This window comes from Microvirga sp. TS319 (genome assembly GCF_041276405.1).
Taxonomy (GTDB): Bacteria; Pseudomonadota; Alphaproteobacteria; order Rhizobiales; family Beijerinckiaceae; genus Microvirga.
Genome location: NZ_JBGGGT010000001.1, coordinates 1,812,041 through 1,827,940 on the forward strand (window position 1 = coordinate 1,812,041; position 15,900 = coordinate 1,827,940).

Below are 15,900 nucleotides of genomic sequence, written 5' to 3' on the forward strand. Positions count from 1 at the left end.
AGATTCTGGGAGCAAGGTCGACTGCATGAGGGCTCACGCGGCAGCGGTAAAAGGCAGGGCGGCGAGACCGGCCCGCTCGGGAAACGCGCACAGACGCTGAGCGATCGCCACGATGCGCTCGGCGGCCGCGCGCAGTGCCTTCAGGGTGTCGGCAGAGTCGCCGACATCAAAACCACAGGCGACGTCAGCGCTGCCGACCACGTCGAATACGGCTACATCGTCGCCCATCTTCCAGGCACCAAAACTTTTGCCCAGGTCGCCATCGAGGTCGATGCTCATCAACACATGCCCTCTCCTTCCTTGCCTGGAATCCGAGCTAGTGCTAACAAAGGCGAACAATGCTGTCTATAGTGTTGAACAAAACTTATTGAGTGTCCTACAAAGCTTTCAAAGCACATCGTTCGTACGCCACGAGGGTTTTGCACAATCAAATCCACCCCTTGGCGGCTTCGTGGGCGTCGCTTCGCTTGTTGCCGATTGCGAAGCGCATTACCCACAAGTCGAAATCCGTTCTGCAGGAGGAATGAGCTTGGCCGCACGCAAACCGCAGCGAGTGGAGGGGCAATTGACCGCCTCTGCGGACATGAGGGGCGCCAGGACGTCACGCGCCTCCGAACCGCCGCAGACTCTCGCGGAAGCGGTGGCGGAGCGAGTTCGTGAACAGGTCATATCAGGGATGCTCACGCCGGGCAGCCATCTCTCGGAACAGATGCTGTGCGACGAATTGCAGGTCTCCCGCAATACATTACGCGAAGTCTTCCGCCTTCTCACCAAAGAGGGCCTGCTGCGTCACGAGGCCAATCGCGGCGTCTTCGTCTCCATCCCCAGCATGTCGACGATCATCGACATCTACCGCGTCCGGCGCTTCATCGAATGTCCGGCTCTTGCGCAGGCACATCCCGGGCATCCGGGCGCAAAACACATGCGCGTCGCCGTGGAGGATGCCCGCCGCTGCCGCGAGGCAAGGGATTGGCTCGGCGTCGGCAGCGCCGATATTGCGTTCCACGCGGCTATCGTCGAATTGGCCGACAGTCCACGACTCTCGGCATTCTATGCGCAAATCGCGCTGGAGCTGCGACTCGTTTTCGGTCTGCTCCGGGATCCGGAATTCTTGCACGGACCATTCATCGATCAGAATGTCGAGATTGTCGGCGCACTGGAAGCCGGGAGAGCATCAGCAGCCGCCGAGTTGCTCGAATCTTACCTGCTGAGAGCAGAGCGCTTTATTCTGGGCGCCTACACGCGCGTTGTTGCCTAGAACCTTTGTTGTGAGGCGGGCTCATGGCCTGCGTTCCTGATAGAGTTGCCGCACTGTTCCGGGGAAACGCAGGTCGAAGCTGGCCGGGCCCACGATCTCGGCCGCCGCCCCGAACGGACCGTAGGCTCTGGCCTGTTTCATTCTAAGATGACTTTTGCGAACCTTCTTCCTCGGGCAAGTCATTGAGATCAGGAAATTGCTGATAGATCGCGCATAGGATTTGCGTGTCGATCAAACCTATGAACCTTCCGAGCGCCCGTCGAAGCTCTTGCATGTCCTGTGGGGTCCAGTCTGTTTCGAGAGCCGTATGGCATGCAGCTTCCGAAGCACTTCCAACGTGAGGCATTTTGCTTCAAACGCGAAGTCTCTTTTCATGGCCATTCCCATATCCGTAGCCGAAGATGTTTGGCAGGTTAGGAATCCAGTTGCAGCTGAGTTCATTGAACTTTGATGGACGGAAACGTTCCTAGAGCCTGTCCCATGCCTGAGGCGTCCGTCTCCGCAAGGAGGTTATCGGGTATATCGTCATGAACTAGGGTTCAAATCGAATATCTCGGAGAGTTACGGGAACAGCGTCTCTGTCGATATGCTCTTCTATGCGATCATGAGTGATGATGATGCCGACCAGTGGGTCGCCTATCATTGTCTCTTTTGTTTCGAAGGACACCCATATCTCACGACCCTTGAAGTCTTGCAGGATTATCTGTAGGTCAAACATGATCTCGGGCTTGTAGAGATCCCATGATGATATGAAGACCCTCTGGGCCCAATTGGATTTTTCATCCAAAACCCAATAATCGGCATCTCCGAAAGCAGACTCGGTTCCGTATTGTGCCATGACGTTGCAGACAGCGTTGTAGAGATTTTTCCACTTCGACATGAGAACCCGGTACCCATAGCCTTACAAACGCGGCATACTGGTAGTAACTAGGGCAAACTTTTTTGGATCATATGTAACGTTGGGCCGAGCTCCATCATCCCTATAAATCTGCAGCTCTTTCATTACGCCCCTTTCCACGAACAGAATGAAATTGATAAACGGCCCTATATCTGTTGTATGAAAATCGGCCTGATATGCTGTCACTAAAGGTCCGCTATAGTCTAGGGGCCAAATCGGCGCTCCTTCGGCCGGCTGAATCATAAGAGAGCCAAATTCGTCTATTACTCTGACATGGCAAGACGATAGTTGCTCCTTTAGAAATTCAACTTCTGGAATGGCATCAATAAGCAGTCTTTCTATGATGGCTTTTTCTAAAACGGTTGGCTGTCGTTTATCTGGAAAAGTCATGGTTGTTGCCCGTGCTAAGCATCTTGTGCACCTAAGTGTTGCTGTGAACTTGTGTTCATTCAGAGAACCTTGGCGCTACTTATAGTAGTAAGTCCCAATATGAAGTATACCGTTAGGACGTAAATAGGCTCTGTATTCATAATTAGGTGTTCTTCCCCAGAATGGACCCCATGCGTCACCAAGGTTTGGAAGACATTGCAGAATTTCTGCACGAGCTGCCATTGGATTAGATACATGTCGATCTCCATGCCCCCAGGTTACTGTTATGCTCTGCAATCCTCTTGGATCGGTTTGTTGGAGCGGGTTTGCACCGGCATAGGCATAGAGGCTGGGCCCGTCGCGCGGGACCCTTCTGCCTTGGTCCGGCGCCGGTCGGGCCTGCAGGCCGAGTTCCTGCAACCAGGATCGGAAGTTTTCGCCGACCGTGTCGCCGGACGATGCTGGTCCTGATGGCTGCGGGTCCTGGTGCAGGTCGAGCGGGTCCGGGGTGATGTAGCGTCCGGTGCTGGGATCGTAGTGGCGGTGCCCGTTATAGGCGAGGCCGGTCTCGAGCCGGAACCACTGCCCAGGAAAACGCAGGTCGAAGCTGGCCGGGCCGGTGATCTCCAGTCCCTTCAACTCGATCTCTCTGATGTAATAGTAATGGAAAAATTCTTCTTGAGCTGAGCGACTACGCAAATGCCAGATGCCGGCTCCAGAACGAAAAATGATTCTTGAGAGCCTCTAAGATCAAATTTCAGTACGTCAGAGACAAAAGATGCAAGATAAGGTTTCTTTAGTAGAAGGTCGGCACTAAGGACATAAGCAGCATAAATCACGTTTTGGATATGATCCGTTGTCAGGGACAACACCTTTATCCCTGTTATTTCAATTCGTATTGCATCGGAGAAACTGCTTGCGATGTGGAGAACGATCCCATCGTTAGGGTTCGAGAAATCCACTCCTCTGAGTTCCATATCATGTAGATTAGGTTCAACTATTTCCCCATCAGGTGACAGCTGAAGGCCGACAAGGTCTGTCATGTATGCCTCTCTAGAACCTGGGAATAGGGACTGGACCATGCCGGCCCCCTTGATCCCAAAAGTGGAGATGAAGTCTACCGGCACCGTGGTCGAAGTGATTGTCAACATCACACCCAACACCACCCCACCAATTATAAATGCGGATCTGTCCCTTTGGGTGAAAAGCTAAGCCACCGCCCGCCTGAAATCGCGGCAAGCTGATAGACTGCAGTCCGTTAGGATCGGTTTGTTGGAGCGGGTCTGAATGGACGTAGGCGTAGAGGCTGGGCCCGTCGCGCGGGACCCTGCCGCCTTGGTCCGGCGCCGGTCGGGCCTGCAGGCCGAGTTCCTGCAACCAGGATCGGAAGTTTTCGCCGACCGTGTCGCCGGACGCTGCTGGTCCTGGTGGCTGCGGGTCCTGGTGCAGGCCGAGCGGGTCCGGAGTGGTGTAGCGGCCGGTGGTGGGATCGTAGTGGCGGTGCCAGTTGTAGGCGAGGCCGGTCTCGAGCTGGAACCACTGCCCGGGGAAACGCAGGTCGAAGCTGGCCGGGCCCACGATCTCGGCCACCGCCCCGAACGGATCGTATGTGGCGCGCCACACGATCGTGCCGGCGGTATCCGCCAGCAGCACCGGCCGCGCGAGATGGTCCGCCTGCACGAACAGCAGGACGGGATGGGCCGGATCGGCCGTACCGTCGAGCACCGCGACGGGCAGTTCGCCGAGCCAGACATATTCCTTCAGCGTGGCGCCCGAGGCGTCCGTCTCCGCGATCACGCGATCCTCCCCGTCGTAGACGAGGTGGATCGTGCCGTTCGGCACCCCGTTCATGAGCTCGCGGATCGCCAGGCGGTGGCGGCCATCATAGGTATAGCGCGCCCGCACCGGGCCGAGCCGCCCCAGCCGCACCTGCGCCAGCTGGCCGGAGCCGTCATACTCATACGCCAAGGCGGCGCCGCGATCCTCCTGCGCGAGGTTCCCGGCCCCGTCATAGGCGAAGCGGCGCTCGACCGCGCCGTCGCGGGTGATCTCTTCCAGCCGGTTCGTGCCCGGTTCATAGGCATAGGCGCGCCGCGTCAGGCCGCTTAAGTTCGTGTGTTCCTCGGCCAGTCGGTTGCCGGTGCCGTCGTAGCTCCAGGCCCAACGCTCTCCGATCCGCCCGGCCCAGGCCAGGCGCTGCGCCGGATCGTAGCGCAGGCTCAGGACGTCGTGCCCGCCCTCCCCGTCCGCCGCGATCTCGGTCAGGTTGAGCCCGTCGCCGACCGTGTAGCCCCGCTCCAGCACCCGCGACCCGTCCGGGCGCGTCACGCTCAAGGCGGCGATCCGGTACTCCCGGTCGTAGGCGCGCGCGAGCACCATGCCGTTGCCAAACACGGCCCGACGCAGCGGGCCCTCCGGGAGGTATTCCACTCCGGACAGGAGCTCCTCCACCGGCCCGCCCGCGCTGCGCTGCAGGCCGATCGCGTTCACCCGCCCGAGCCCGTCATAGCCGTAGACGAGGCTGCGCCCGGACGGATAGGTCAGCCGCGCAAGCCGCCCGGCCCCATCGTAGCCGGAGCTGACGGTGCTCACCGCCCCGGCGATGTCGCGCGTCTCGCGCACCAAACGCCCCTTGGCGTCATAGGCGTAGACGCTCGTGCCGGCGGCATCCGCCATGCCGGTCAGCCGGCCCCGCCCGGCATTGCCGTTCCGGCTGTCGTCGTAGCTCCAGCTCACGAGGGAGCCGCCGGAGGAACGGCGCGTCACCAGCCGCCCCGCCGCGTCATAAGCATACACGATCTCGATCCCGCGCCCGTCGCGCTTTCGGATCACAAGCCCGCGCTCGTCGTAGTCGAACACGCTCGTGCCCCGGTCCGGCGACACCTCCTGGATCACCTCGCCGAAGCCGTTGCGCACGTAAGCCGTGGTCAGCCCGCCCGGGTCGGCATAGCTCGTCGTCTCGCCCCGGCCGTTATAGCCGTGCACCACCCGGCCACCGTCGCGCTCGAGTTCGGACAAGAGCCGCCCGAGCCCGTCATAGCCGCGCCCGATCATGTGCCCGCGCGGGTCGGTCAGGCCGGTGGGCTTGCCCGTGCGATCATAGGCGAAGGCCCAGGCCCGCGCCTCGCCGCCCACCTGCCGAATCAGCCGCCCGAGTTCGTCGAAAGCTCCGGTTTCCTCGAACACGATGCGCCCATCCGCTCCCGCCTGCGTCCGCCGGGTGATGCCGCCGAGCGCATCGCGTTCATACGTGATGTGGTCGCCCGCATTGTTGGCGATCCCCACCAGGCGCCGGGCGCCGTCCCAGGTGAAGGTCAGGGTCCGGCCCGCAGGTTCGGACACAGTCTCGGGATCGCCGGCCGCCGTATAGGCCATGGCCCAGCGCTCCTCCTGCGGGCCCGGATCGATCACGATCCCGGTCAGCTGCCCGAGTCCGTCATAGGCATAGGCGGTCATTGTCCCGTTCGGATCGGTCACGGCGGTGGGCTGACCGCGGCTGTTCCAGGCGCTGATCCGGGTTCTCAGCCCGACCGAATCGGTGACGGTCTCGAGCAGGCCTTCGGTCGTATAGGTATAGGTGACGGTGTCGTCCGGCCCCGGCAGCGGGCCATCCACGGAGGTCACCCGGTTGCCGATGCCATAGGCATAGGTCCAGACCCGCCGCCGCCCGTTGGTGGGATAGGGCAGGCTGTGGCTCGTGGTGTCGGTCTGGCCCAGAGCGATGAGGCGGCCGGCGTCGTCGTAGGACAGGTCGGTGGTCAGCCCCTCCTCGACGATCCGGGTCGGCACCGGCAGCACGGGATGCCAGATATAGTTCACGCTCGTCGTCTGGGCCTGGGCCGTACCGGCGGCCGTGAGCAGCAGGCCCGCGAGCAGGCTGCGGATGATGGGCATCGGCTGGCGCATGAGGGCCCCCTCGAAGGCGAGCGGTGGGTTCAAGGATGGGACCGGGTGGCGGTGGTGGGCAGGCCGCGGGCGTCGCGGAGATAGGCGGTCACCTGCCCTTCCTCGTCGGTCGTGCTGAGCACCCAGCCGTTGGCGTCGTAGGTGTAGGCGCGGGTGCTCCCGACACAGTTGGGGGACGGCAGGCCGTCCACCCCCTCGAGCCGGAACGCGCCCTGACCCGTGGCCCGGAACCGGTACACGGTCCGCTTGCCCAGCGCGTTGGTCACCGTGCGGGTGGTCAGCGGCGTGGTGGCCTCGCCATAGTCCACGCTCACCCGCTCGGCGCCTTCGGCCAGCTCGCTCGCGACCGCCCGCCCGCGCCCATCGTAGGCGACGGTCAGGGTGCGCACCCCACGCGCGTCCACGATGCCGGTCACCTGGGACGCAAAGCGCACATCCTCGTGCAGATAGGCGGTCTGCTCCAGGAGCGCTCCGTCCGCCGCCGTCTGCGTCACCCGCGCCAGCCGCTCGGGCCGGGCCGGGCTGTCGGCGGGGGAGAGCGGCTCGTACGCATAGGCGATCCGGCTGCCGCCCGGCACCGTGGCCGAGGCCAGCGCCGCCGGGTAGGTGATCGTTGCGGGGCCGCCGGTGGTGGCGTAGTGCCAAGTGAAGGCGATCTGCCGCCCGAAGCTGTCGGTGAGGCTGGCAAGCTCGGAGAGCGGCCCGTAGGCGAAGCTCTGGCCGTAGCCGTCGCGGCGGGCGAGGCTCACGGGCCGGGCCACCTCGAAGAAGGCATTGAGCCCCGGCTGGTCGAAGCTCTCCAGGATCCAGGTGGCGCCCTGCGGGTCGGTGAAGCGCCAGCGGGTCTTCATGCGCCGGACCTGGGACAGATCGGCCGGCCAGGGCCCCTCGAAGGCGAGCCGGTATTCGGCGTTGCGGGCGCCGTTGCGGGTGCTGGCATAGACCGGCGTCAGGGAACCGTCGCTCTGGCGCTGGAAGTCATAAGACGCGCCGTCGGCGGTCTTGAGGGTGACGCGCTGGGTGGTGGAAAAGGACGGGTCGATGGCCAGCTCGTGCTGGAACGCCAGGCGCCAGCCGAGCCCGAGGCCGAGCGGCGGGGCGTCGACGAAGGCGCTGCCGCCGCGGCTGCGGTAGGTCCGCTCGAGCCGCAAGTCGCCGTCGGGGGCGGCGAAGTCGGTGGCCGAGAGCAGCTTGGCGCCGGTGAGGATGGCGATCGGATGCGGCGTGACCGGATTGACCGATCCGCCGCTGCCCTCGCAGGCTTGCACCTCCTCCCGCGGATCCGCCGCCTTCACGCACGAGCCGGGATAAACCCGCGAATAGCCAGACGCACAGATGAAATCAGTCGGACCAGGTCGTGCAAACCAGCAAGCTTGCGCGCCAACATTAAGGAGGCACCAATCGCAGGTTTTGGTCGACCAAGATTGCGGGTTATCCTTGTATCCGTAAAACGTCGCGTCAGGATTGTAGACCTCGTGCTGTCGTCTGCAGGCCGCAATCGGGGTCGTATAGTATTCCGGAATACGATCAGGTGGGACTACCCGCCACCCCAGCACGCCTTCGCCTTGGGTCTGGGCCGAGGCGGCAGCGAGGCCCAGCCCGGCCAGCAGCGGCAGGGCGGGCAGAAGGTGGAGCAGGGAACGCAGCATGACGGGGTGCTTCTCCTGAGGCGCGTGGACCACTCGAAAAAGGCAACATTATTTCGCGTATCGTCAAGCTCACCCTGCGGAACCGCAGCCGGCCGGGTTGTGGATGACGGTTCTGTGCCTCCTGGAGACATTTGAGGATCGGACAAACCGTTCCGACATAATGCCGCGCAGCATCCCGCAATGCTGGCCGGGGTTCTAGCGGATGCGCCCACCCTTGGCGCCAGACGCATGGCCACGGCATCGAAAGGGGTGAGCACACAGGAGATTGTTTGGAAGCGGATCTTTCATAAGCCGCCTGAGACCTATTTCGGCGCCCAGCCGAAGGCATCGAAGCCTTCGGCAACCTCAACAGAGCTGAAGGCTTGTCCATCCAACCGCTGTCCGACACCCACAAATGGGGAGGTGACAGATTTCGTTACTTACAAACTCAAGATCGGCACATGCGCCGCGCCTAATGTCGGTCCTTGGCAACTAATGTAACTCACCGCCGAGATATAAATCGCGCACACGAGGATTTGCCAACAATTCATTTGCCTTCCCCGTAAGCGCTGACTTTCCCAACACAAGGACGTAGGCGCGATCAGATATCTCCAGAGCCTGGACGGCATTTTGCTCGACCAAAAGAATGCCAATGTTTGTTTGCCTTACAAGCTGAACGATAGCCTCGAAGACATCGGCAAGCATGGAGGGGGAGAGGCCTGCGGATGGCTCATCGAGCAAGAGATATTTCGGTGAAGGCATGAGAGCACGGGCGATCGCCAAGAGTTGCCGTTCACCACCGGACAGCGTGTAGGCTTTTTCATACATCTTACGACGCAGCAGCGGATAACGACTGGAAAGCTCTTCGATCCGTTGCATGCGGGCGATCGCGCTCATAAAGGTGCCACCGAGGTTAAGGTTTTCCCAAACGCTGAGCGCGCCGAAAACGTTGTCGGATTGCGGGACGATTGCAATCGAATGGTCTCGAATCCGGCGATCAACCGGTATTTGTCCGACAGACTTCCCCTCGATACGCACTTCCCCTTTTCTCGGCGGAATGTAGCCGGCTGCAGCCTTCAGGCTTGTAGACTTCCCCGACCCGTTTGGCCCCACTACAGTAACGATCTCTCCCCGTTCGGCGCGCATGTCGAGTCCGTTAAGGATGTCGACGCCTGGTACGTATCCGGCAGTTACGCCGAGCAATTCAATTGACATTTGCAGTACTCCTCACAAGCGTCGCGGCCGCACCTTTCCCCAGATATGCTTCAACGACGCTTTCATGATTCATGAGATCGCCTGGAGGGCAGTCTGCAATGATCTTACCTTGATCGAGGACAACGCAGCGTTCACACAATCGACCAACGAATCCCATGTCGTGCTCTACGACAATCAGTGTGACACCACGATCACGCAGCATTTTCAGGTTATCGATGAGCTTGAGCCGCAGTGAAGGGTTTACGCCTGCAGTCGGTTCATCGAGGAGCAATAGCTTCGCTCCACCAAGCACCGCCGCCCCAAGCGCGAGCAGCTTCTGCTGCCCACCCGACAGAGCTGATGCAGGGCGATCTGCAACAGGACGAAGGCCCAATATATCGAGCATCTCGGCCACTTGACCTCTGGCCCTACATTCCTCCGTTCGTACAGCGCCCGGCCTTGTGAAAAGACTCCATATGCTGCTGCCCGCAGTTTGCTCGACACTTGTCAGGAGCACCTCTGCACAGCTCATCTTCGATGGCATGCGCGGGAGCTGGAAAGTTCGCCTCATGCCTAGCTGACTGATGCCATGACTTGAAAGGCCGCTGATATCGTGCCCGTCAAATGTTGTCGTGCCACTCGACGCCGATAGAAAACCGGAAAGAACGTTGAGCAATGTCGTCTTTCCGGATCCATTGGGACCTAAAAGTCCGACGATTTCTCCCCGGTCGACAAACAGGTCAACGCCCATCAAGACATTCACCCGCCCGAACGACTTATGAACCCCCTTCGCGCTAAGCATCGATTTTCCTTATCTTTTCAGACACGACGCCCTCAGGCCGAAGGAGCAGGAACAGCAGAAGCGTGACGCCGATTAACAGCAAGCGGAGTGCGCCGACCATCTCAGAGGGGACGCCGAACCAGTCTTTCGCGAACAGAGCTAAGCTGAAGATGAACTGGACGACAAACGCCCCGAGCAGCGCTCCGAAATTGTTGCCGATGCCGCCGATGATCACCATGGCCCAGAAGAGGAATGTGCCGAACGCCACCAAGTCCCCTGGGTTGATGTAGCTGATGTAGAGCGTCAGAACACTGCCACCCAGGGCCGCGACCCCGCCGCCGATCGCCATGCCGGCAGCCTTGTAGGCAGTCAGGTTGTGGCCGAACGAAGCACACAGATCCGGCTGCTCCCGAAGAAGGCGAAGAATCCGGCCGAACTGCGATTCCGTGAGACGCCGCACGAACAGGAAGGACACGAGGACTGCGGTCGCGCCGGTTGCTATGAACGCGAGCATATTCTCCCGGCCGCTCATGCCGGGAAACAGCGGTTGCCCGACCCCTGTACCGCCAGCGCCGCCCGTGAGCCAGGATTCGTTGATGAGGACGATACGAAAGATTTCCGCGAGACCGAGCGTGGCAATGGCCCAGTACTCCGTGTCCAGACTTCTCCCCAAAAGTCCGGTGAGCCCTCCAAACAGGCAACCGGCCGCGATCCCGACTGCGGCGGCAAGAACGGGAGGTAGCCCCGCCTGTACTCCGAGAGCGACAGCGTAGCCGCCAACCCCAAAGAAGGCAATTTGACCGAAGTTCATCATACCGCCGATCCCAGCCTGAAGATTCAAGCTGAGGGCTGCGATGCTGTAAGCCGCGGCCACGATCAACACGTCGAGAATGAAATCAAACACGTTTGGTCTCCTGGAAAAAGAGCCCGCGCGGCCGCAAAATCAGCGTGATAATCAAAAGCAAGAAGCTTGCCGCCGGTCCATAGGCGATCGAAATGTAGCTGAAATCTTGGCCTGTCAGAAAACCGAAATCGAGATTGATGACAGCCGTCTCTACGAAGGCGAGGAGCAGAACGCCGAGAACCGCACCAACTGGGCTTCCTAATCCCCCAACAATCGCTGCGGCAAATACCGGAAGCAGTAAATCTTGCCCGAGGTTAAAGTAGACTTGGCTGGTGATCGCCAGGAGAACGCCGCCCAATCCAGCGAAGCAACCGGAAATGAAACCAATTCTATTCAAGACGCGTTCAGTGCTGATCCCGCATGCTTTTGCAAGCTCGGGCTGCGTTGCGACCGCGCGCATGCTTCTCCCGAGATTCGTCCAATAGAGAACAATGAAGAATACGATGCACGTTGACATCGTGATTGCCAGCACGGTGGCTTGAACGACGGTAATCGAAGCGCCGAAGAATTTGATAGGCGTTTCCAGCGGCAGATCGAATCGTTCTGATTTCGTGCTGGCGATCGCCTGAAGCGCCGCTCGTATGATCATCGCGACAGCGAAGGATCCGATCATCGCAACGACCGGCGATATTCTCAGAAGCCTTCGGAAGACGTGACGGTGCATCAGCACCGCCACAATTCCGGTCGCAATGGTCGCAATTGCCGCTGACGCGACCAGCGGAATCCCGGCATTGACAAGGAACAATGCGAGGAAAGCTCCGATCGTGGCATACTCCGGCTGGGCCGAGTTGGGAAACCGCACGAGCGCATAGACCGTACTGAGACCCAGGGTCACCAATAGGAGATCGTTCGCTCGCAGAAGCGAGTCGACAATTAGCTGCATCATTTCGCTCTCCGGATGGCAGTCGTCAGAGCGCCGTGACAGCACCGCCCTTTACGATCCCCAACAGATAGTCCTGTCGTGATCTCTCGTTGTCACTGTCGAGCGTGATCGTGCCAGTAGCCCCTTGATAACTCAGGGATTTGGCGGCAGCCATGACAGGATCCGGATCGAGCACACCCGCCTTGTTAATCGCCTCCGCGGCCATGCAAACGGCGTCGAAAACGTAGCCATTGAATGCGGACCTGAAGTCCTCGTTGTATTTTGCTTTGTATAGGTCCCGGTACCAGGAGCTATCCGGACCGATGAAGTTCACCTCGGCACCCAGCTGATCTTCGACCGATGGCTTGGGCGCATCGCTTGCGCACATGGAAAGATACAGGCCGAACCAAGGCGTAGTCTTGAGGCCAAGTTCAAGGCCTTCGCGATTGATGATCGCGGCTTCCTGGCCGTAGGCACAATAGACGATCACTTCGGGCTGATGCCGAGCGAGTTGTTGCAACTCACGTCGGTAACTCGGCTGCCCCTCGGTATAGAGCATCATCTGGGAAATCGCGCCGCCACGGGCTTTGTAGGCCTGTTCGAATGCCGCGGCCATCGACTTGCCGAATGCATTGTTTGGGAGAATAACAACCGCCTTCTTGAAATTCCGGCTGACGATCGCGTCGGCGGAGAACTTCGCGAGCACGTCGTCCAATCCAATGACGGAGAAAGCTCTCCCACCACCTGGCTTGCGAAGGGTCGTCGCAGACGAGCCGTAGTTTACATGCAGGATTCCTTCACGGCCGAGGGCTTCACGTACCGGAACTGTTACGCCCGATGAATACTCGCCCATGACGACATTTGCTCGGTCGACAGAAACAAGCTTTCTGGCTGCTGTCAGGGCAACCTGGGCATTACCCGCAGAATCCTCGATCAGGACTTTAAGGGGCTGTCCGAGAACTCCTCCCTTCGCGTTCACTCGCTCAAGTGCAAGTTCCGCACCACGCCGCATATCCTCCCCCACGGACGCACTCGCGCCTGTCAGGGGAAGAATGAGTCCAAAGGTCGCCGGATTGCCGGCCCCGGCCAGCACCCGAGAGGGAAGAGTACTCGCGACCCCGGCAGCGGTGGCTGAAGCGAGAAACTGTCGTCTATTGAGTTCTGTCATTGTCGTTCCCTTATTTGCCCAGGAAAGTTCAGCTTTCATCGGTGGAAATACGTCCGCTTCTCACGGCTCTTGCTATTCAGATCGAAGGGCGCGCACTGAGCTGGGTGGCGAGACGCGAGCACCAGGAGGTGATACTCTTTCGCCTTGCCCTTCGCCGGATGCTTCGCGGCCTACACGCATTAGCGACGCACCCCGCCACATCCGAATGCATGTTGATATTCACTATAGAATACCAAACATAATATCGTGTCAAATCCATTTGGGGGCTCTTTCCGGATACCGAGTTGTACGTGCGCACCCAGTCCTGCGAGGGCCATCCAAATCCCTGGACCGTTCAATTCACAATTGTATTCAGCGGTGCATTAAGACAAAATGCCGTCGTATAGAGTTACCAATGGTTTTGGGTTGACGCTTGCTGCCGCTCTTGGTCAGACCGCTTCGCCCCGTTACAGCAGGAGCAAGACGCTCGAATGGACTTGGGAATTGCTTGAGAGCCACGTCGAAGCAGTAGAGGAGCGCCGCGGCGAAATTGGACCGATCAAGCGCATGGAGCCGTGCGGGAACGGACGAGGCTATCCGACCTTCGTTACGGACCTGTGCCCCGGTGTCCGTTCAGATTATTCGTTATTGTCGACAGACTGAAGTCATCGAAAGGACGTAGAGTGACAAACCTCGACCCTCAATCCGGTACCGTAAAACCTGCACGGAAAGAGCGATCCAAACCTCAAGTCTCTGGCGGCAGCGTAATGACCCGGACCTATAATGGGCTGCGTCGTCTCATCCTGACCTATGAGATCAAGCCCAATGAAAAGATAAATGAGCTTGAACTTGCAAAGAAATTTGGCGTCAGTCGGACACCTGTCCGCGAAGCGTTGAGCAGGCTGGTCGTCGAGCAGCTTCTCCGTTTCGAGCCGTCTGCGGGCTTCTACCGCCCGAAGATCAGTGCGCACGAGATCACTAACCTATACGAATTTCGGGTATTCCTCGAGACGGAAGGAGTTCGCTTGGCAGTGCAGCGTGCGAAGGACGAAGAGATACATGACCTTATGGCGTTCTGGGATGAGTTCTCGGCGAAGAAGAATAGCACGAAAGAGGAGCTGATTCAGGGCGACGAATCTTTTCATGAGCGGCTTGTCGGTCTCGGGCAGAATCCAGAATTTGTCGACGCTCTCCGTAACTTGAACGCTCGTATCCATTTCATTCGATGGGCAAGTCTAAATGGCCCCGAACACGAAGATAGTTACCGCAAACACAGAGAGCTTCTTGAAGTGCTCCAGACACGAAATGAGAAGGAAGCGATAAAAGTGCTCCGATCCATTATCGTCAAGCGTCAAGAAGAGCTATTGGATATCCTGAAAGAAGGCGCAGCAATCCTGTACATTTCCCATGACTGATATGGGTTGAACTGTCACTCCCGTCGGGGTCGGGCTTCCGGGACGCTGTTTTCGTTGGCGTAGAACACGTTTGGACGGCGCCCTCGCAGTCCGGGCGTCCTTGAGAGACACGGTATCAATCACACGAGACTGGCAAGCAATCTGCCGATCGACCTCCTGGCGTCACCGGAGAACATGCGGGTGTTGTCCTTGTAGAAGAGTGGGTTCTCGATCCCGGAATAGCCCGTCCCCTGCCCACGCTTCGACACGAGGACCTGCTGGCCTTCAGGACCTCGCGAGCCGGCATCCCGGCGATCGGGTTGCTCGGCTTCGCTGTCGCGCAGGCTTGCGAGATCTGAGCCATACCAAGTGACTGATGTCGGCAACGTTTCTGATAGCAAACGTTCAAACCATTTGTCGACCTGGGTTCGACGACCAACCACTTATCTGGATTCCCTCAGCAGAGCGAGATACTCCTCCTGAATCGGTGTTCTCGGGTTGGTAAGATGGCAATGATCTTTGAGCGCCTGCACGGAAACATTCTCCATCATGGGATCGGTCACCTTCAATTCGCCGAGCCCGGTGGGCAGTTTCAGTTCCTTGCTGAGTTGGAACATCATCTCGTCTGGTGCCCCTCCCAAGATCTCTGAAAGAATGGCCCACTTTTCGCCGATCACCCCACGGTTGAACCGCAGGACCGCAGGCATAAGCACTGCATTGAGCGTTCCGTGATGGAGATTGAGTTCACGAATTGCACCTAGCGGATGGGTGAGCGCGTGAACAGCTCCCAGTCCTTTCTGGAATGCCATTGCGCCCTCAAGGGCACAGACCATCATCCCTCGGCGAGCGTCGGCGTCGTTTCCATCGAATGTTGCGGCTCGAATTGAGCGCAGTCCCCGCCGCAGACCATCGAGAGCGATCGCGTCCGCAGGAGGATTGAAGCTCGGCGCCATGAAAGTTTCAAGGCAATGCGAGATGGCGTCCATACCCGTTGCCGCCGTCAGGAACGCGGGTAGCCCATATGTTAGTTCCGGATCGCAAACTGCAACTGACGGAACGATAAACGGACTGATGATACCAAGTTTTCGTCCATCACTTGTGATGATCACGGCGGCGCGACCAACCTCGGAGCCGGTGCCGGCCGTGGTGGGAACGGCAACGAGCGGACATATATTGGCGTGGATCTTTGAAACGCCCCCCGATACCGCTGCATATTGCGCGAGGGGAGCCCCATGGCCACTGAGAAGACGGACGCCCTTTGCGAGATCAATTGACGAACCGCCGCCGATAGCGACGATTCCGTCACAATTGGCTTGCTTGTATTGCGCGTAAGCCGAAAGAACGGCTTCCTCTGTCGGATTTGCCGGCGTGCCCGAATAAAGTGCGGCTTGGTCTAATATCTCAGAAGGAATGCGTTTCAGCAGGCCTGCTGCGACGATCCCGGGATCAGTGATGATCAGTGGACGTCTTACACGAAGATCAGCGAGAATCGCTGGCAACTTGGCGATACTGCCTTCGCCGAATTCAACTTTTGTTATGTAGTTGATGACCGACATTGC

At 59.3% G+C, this 15,900-nt stretch carries 15 protein-coding genes and 1 pseudogene; 2 read left to right on the forward strand and 14 right to left on the reverse strand.

Annotated features, from left to right (window positions below):
- Window positions 1–33: 33 nt before the first annotated feature.
- The gene (locus AB8841_RS08245; RefSeq protein ID WP_370435293.1) at window positions 34–279 is read right to left on the reverse strand and encodes a LamB/YcsF family protein; all 246 of its coding nucleotides are present in this window, start codon (window positions 277–279) and stop codon (window positions 34–36) included.
- Between the two features lie 304 nt (window positions 280–583).
- Here AB8841_RS08245 and AB8841_RS08250 point away from each other — a divergent pair, with 304 nt between their 5' ends.
- Complete coding sequence (locus AB8841_RS08250; protein ID WP_370435580.1) at window positions 584–1,258, forward strand: GntR family transcriptional regulator; 675 nt, start codon at window positions 584–586, stop codon at window positions 1,256–1,258.
- Window positions 1,259–1,790: 532 nt separating this feature from the next.
- On the opposite strand, the gene AB8841_RS08255 is transcribed toward AB8841_RS08250, so the two are convergent.
- The 11 genes from AB8841_RS08255 to AB8841_RS08305 all read right to left on the reverse strand — a co-directional run bounded on the left by AB8841_RS08255 (window position 1,791) and on the right by AB8841_RS08305 (window position 12,968).
- Window positions 1,791–2,138 carry a hypothetical protein gene (locus tag AB8841_RS08255; RefSeq protein WP_370435294.1) on the reverse strand — a complete coding sequence of 116 codons (348 nt, stop codon included), beginning with the start codon at window positions 2,136–2,138 and terminating at the stop codon, window positions 1,791–1,793.
- A gap of 21 nt (window positions 2,139–2,159) precedes the next feature.
- Entirely contained in the window at window positions 2,160–2,546 is a 387-nt protein-coding gene (locus AB8841_RS08260; RefSeq protein ID WP_370435295.1) for a hypothetical protein, read from the reverse strand.
- Between the two features lie 75 nt (window positions 2,547–2,621).
- Window positions 2,622–3,164 carry an RHS repeat-associated core domain-containing protein gene (locus tag AB8841_RS08265; RefSeq protein ID WP_370435296.1) on the reverse strand — a complete coding sequence of 181 codons (543 nt, stop codon included), beginning with the start codon at window positions 3,162–3,164 and terminating at the stop codon, window positions 2,622–2,624.
- A complete protein-coding gene (locus AB8841_RS08270; protein WP_370435297.1) occupies window positions 3,161–3,568 on the reverse strand; it encodes a hypothetical protein in 408 nt (135 codons plus the stop codon). Before AB8841_RS08270 ends, AB8841_RS08265 begins: the two co-directional genes overlap by 4 nt.
- Before the next feature lie 10 nt (window positions 3,569–3,578).
- The gene (locus tag AB8841_RS08275; RefSeq protein ID WP_370435298.1) at window positions 3,579–6,431 is read right to left on the reverse strand and encodes an RHS repeat-associated core domain-containing protein; all 2,853 of its coding nucleotides are present in this window, start codon (window positions 6,429–6,431) and stop codon (window positions 3,579–3,581) included.
- A 29-nt stretch (window positions 6,432–6,460) separates the two neighbouring features.
- Entirely contained in the window at window positions 6,461–8,080 is a 1,620-nt protein-coding gene (locus AB8841_RS08280) for a DUF6531 domain-containing protein (protein ID WP_370435299.1), read from the reverse strand.
- A 471-nt stretch (window positions 8,081–8,551) separates the two neighbouring features.
- Window positions 8,552–9,274, reverse strand: coding sequence for an ABC transporter ATP-binding protein (locus AB8841_RS08285; RefSeq protein ID WP_370435300.1), 723 nt, complete (start codon window positions 9,272–9,274; stop codon window positions 8,552–8,554).
- Window positions 9,264–10,055 carry an ABC transporter ATP-binding protein gene (locus AB8841_RS08290; RefSeq protein ID WP_370435301.1) on the reverse strand — a complete coding sequence of 264 codons (792 nt, stop codon included), beginning with the start codon at window positions 10,053–10,055 and terminating at the stop codon, window positions 9,264–9,266. The genes AB8841_RS08285 and AB8841_RS08290 overlap by 11 nt, the downstream gene beginning before the upstream one ends.
- The gene (locus AB8841_RS08295; RefSeq protein WP_370435302.1) at window positions 10,048–10,938 is read right to left on the reverse strand and encodes a branched-chain amino acid ABC transporter permease; all 891 of its coding nucleotides are present in this window, start codon (window positions 10,936–10,938) and stop codon (window positions 10,048–10,050) included. Before AB8841_RS08295 ends, AB8841_RS08290 begins: the two co-directional genes overlap by 8 nt.
- On the reverse strand, window positions 10,931–11,824 hold the full coding sequence (locus AB8841_RS08300) for a branched-chain amino acid ABC transporter permease (RefSeq protein ID WP_370435303.1): 894 nt from the start codon (window positions 11,822–11,824) through the stop codon (window positions 10,931–10,933). The genes AB8841_RS08295 and AB8841_RS08300 overlap by 8 nt, the downstream gene beginning before the upstream one ends.
- A 22-nt stretch (window positions 11,825–11,846) precedes the next feature.
- Complete coding sequence (locus tag AB8841_RS08305; protein WP_370435304.1) at window positions 11,847–12,968, reverse strand: ABC transporter substrate-binding protein; 1,122 nt, start codon at window positions 12,966–12,968, stop codon at window positions 11,847–11,849.
- 662 nt (window positions 12,969–13,630) lie between these two features.
- Between AB8841_RS08305 and AB8841_RS08310 the strand changes: the two genes are divergently transcribed.
- A complete protein-coding gene (locus AB8841_RS08310; protein ID WP_370435305.1) occupies window positions 13,631–14,362 on the forward strand; it encodes a GntR family transcriptional regulator in 732 nt (243 codons plus the stop codon).
- A gap of 119 nt (window positions 14,363–14,481) precedes the next feature.
- Here AB8841_RS08310 and AB8841_RS08315 read toward each other — a convergent pair.
- Together AB8841_RS08315 and AB8841_RS08320 are read right to left on the reverse strand one after the other, a co-directional pair.
- A pseudogene (locus AB8841_RS08315) lies at window positions 14,482–14,669 on the reverse strand (NAD(P)(+) transhydrogenase (Re/Si-specific) subunit beta); the annotation flags it as partial.
- 115 nt (window positions 14,670–14,784) lie between these two features.
- On the reverse strand, window positions 14,785–15,897 hold the full coding sequence (locus AB8841_RS08320) for an iron-containing alcohol dehydrogenase (protein ID WP_370435306.1): 1,113 nt from the start codon (window positions 15,895–15,897) through the stop codon (window positions 14,785–14,787).
- Between the last annotated feature and the right edge of the window lie 3 nt (window positions 15,898–15,900).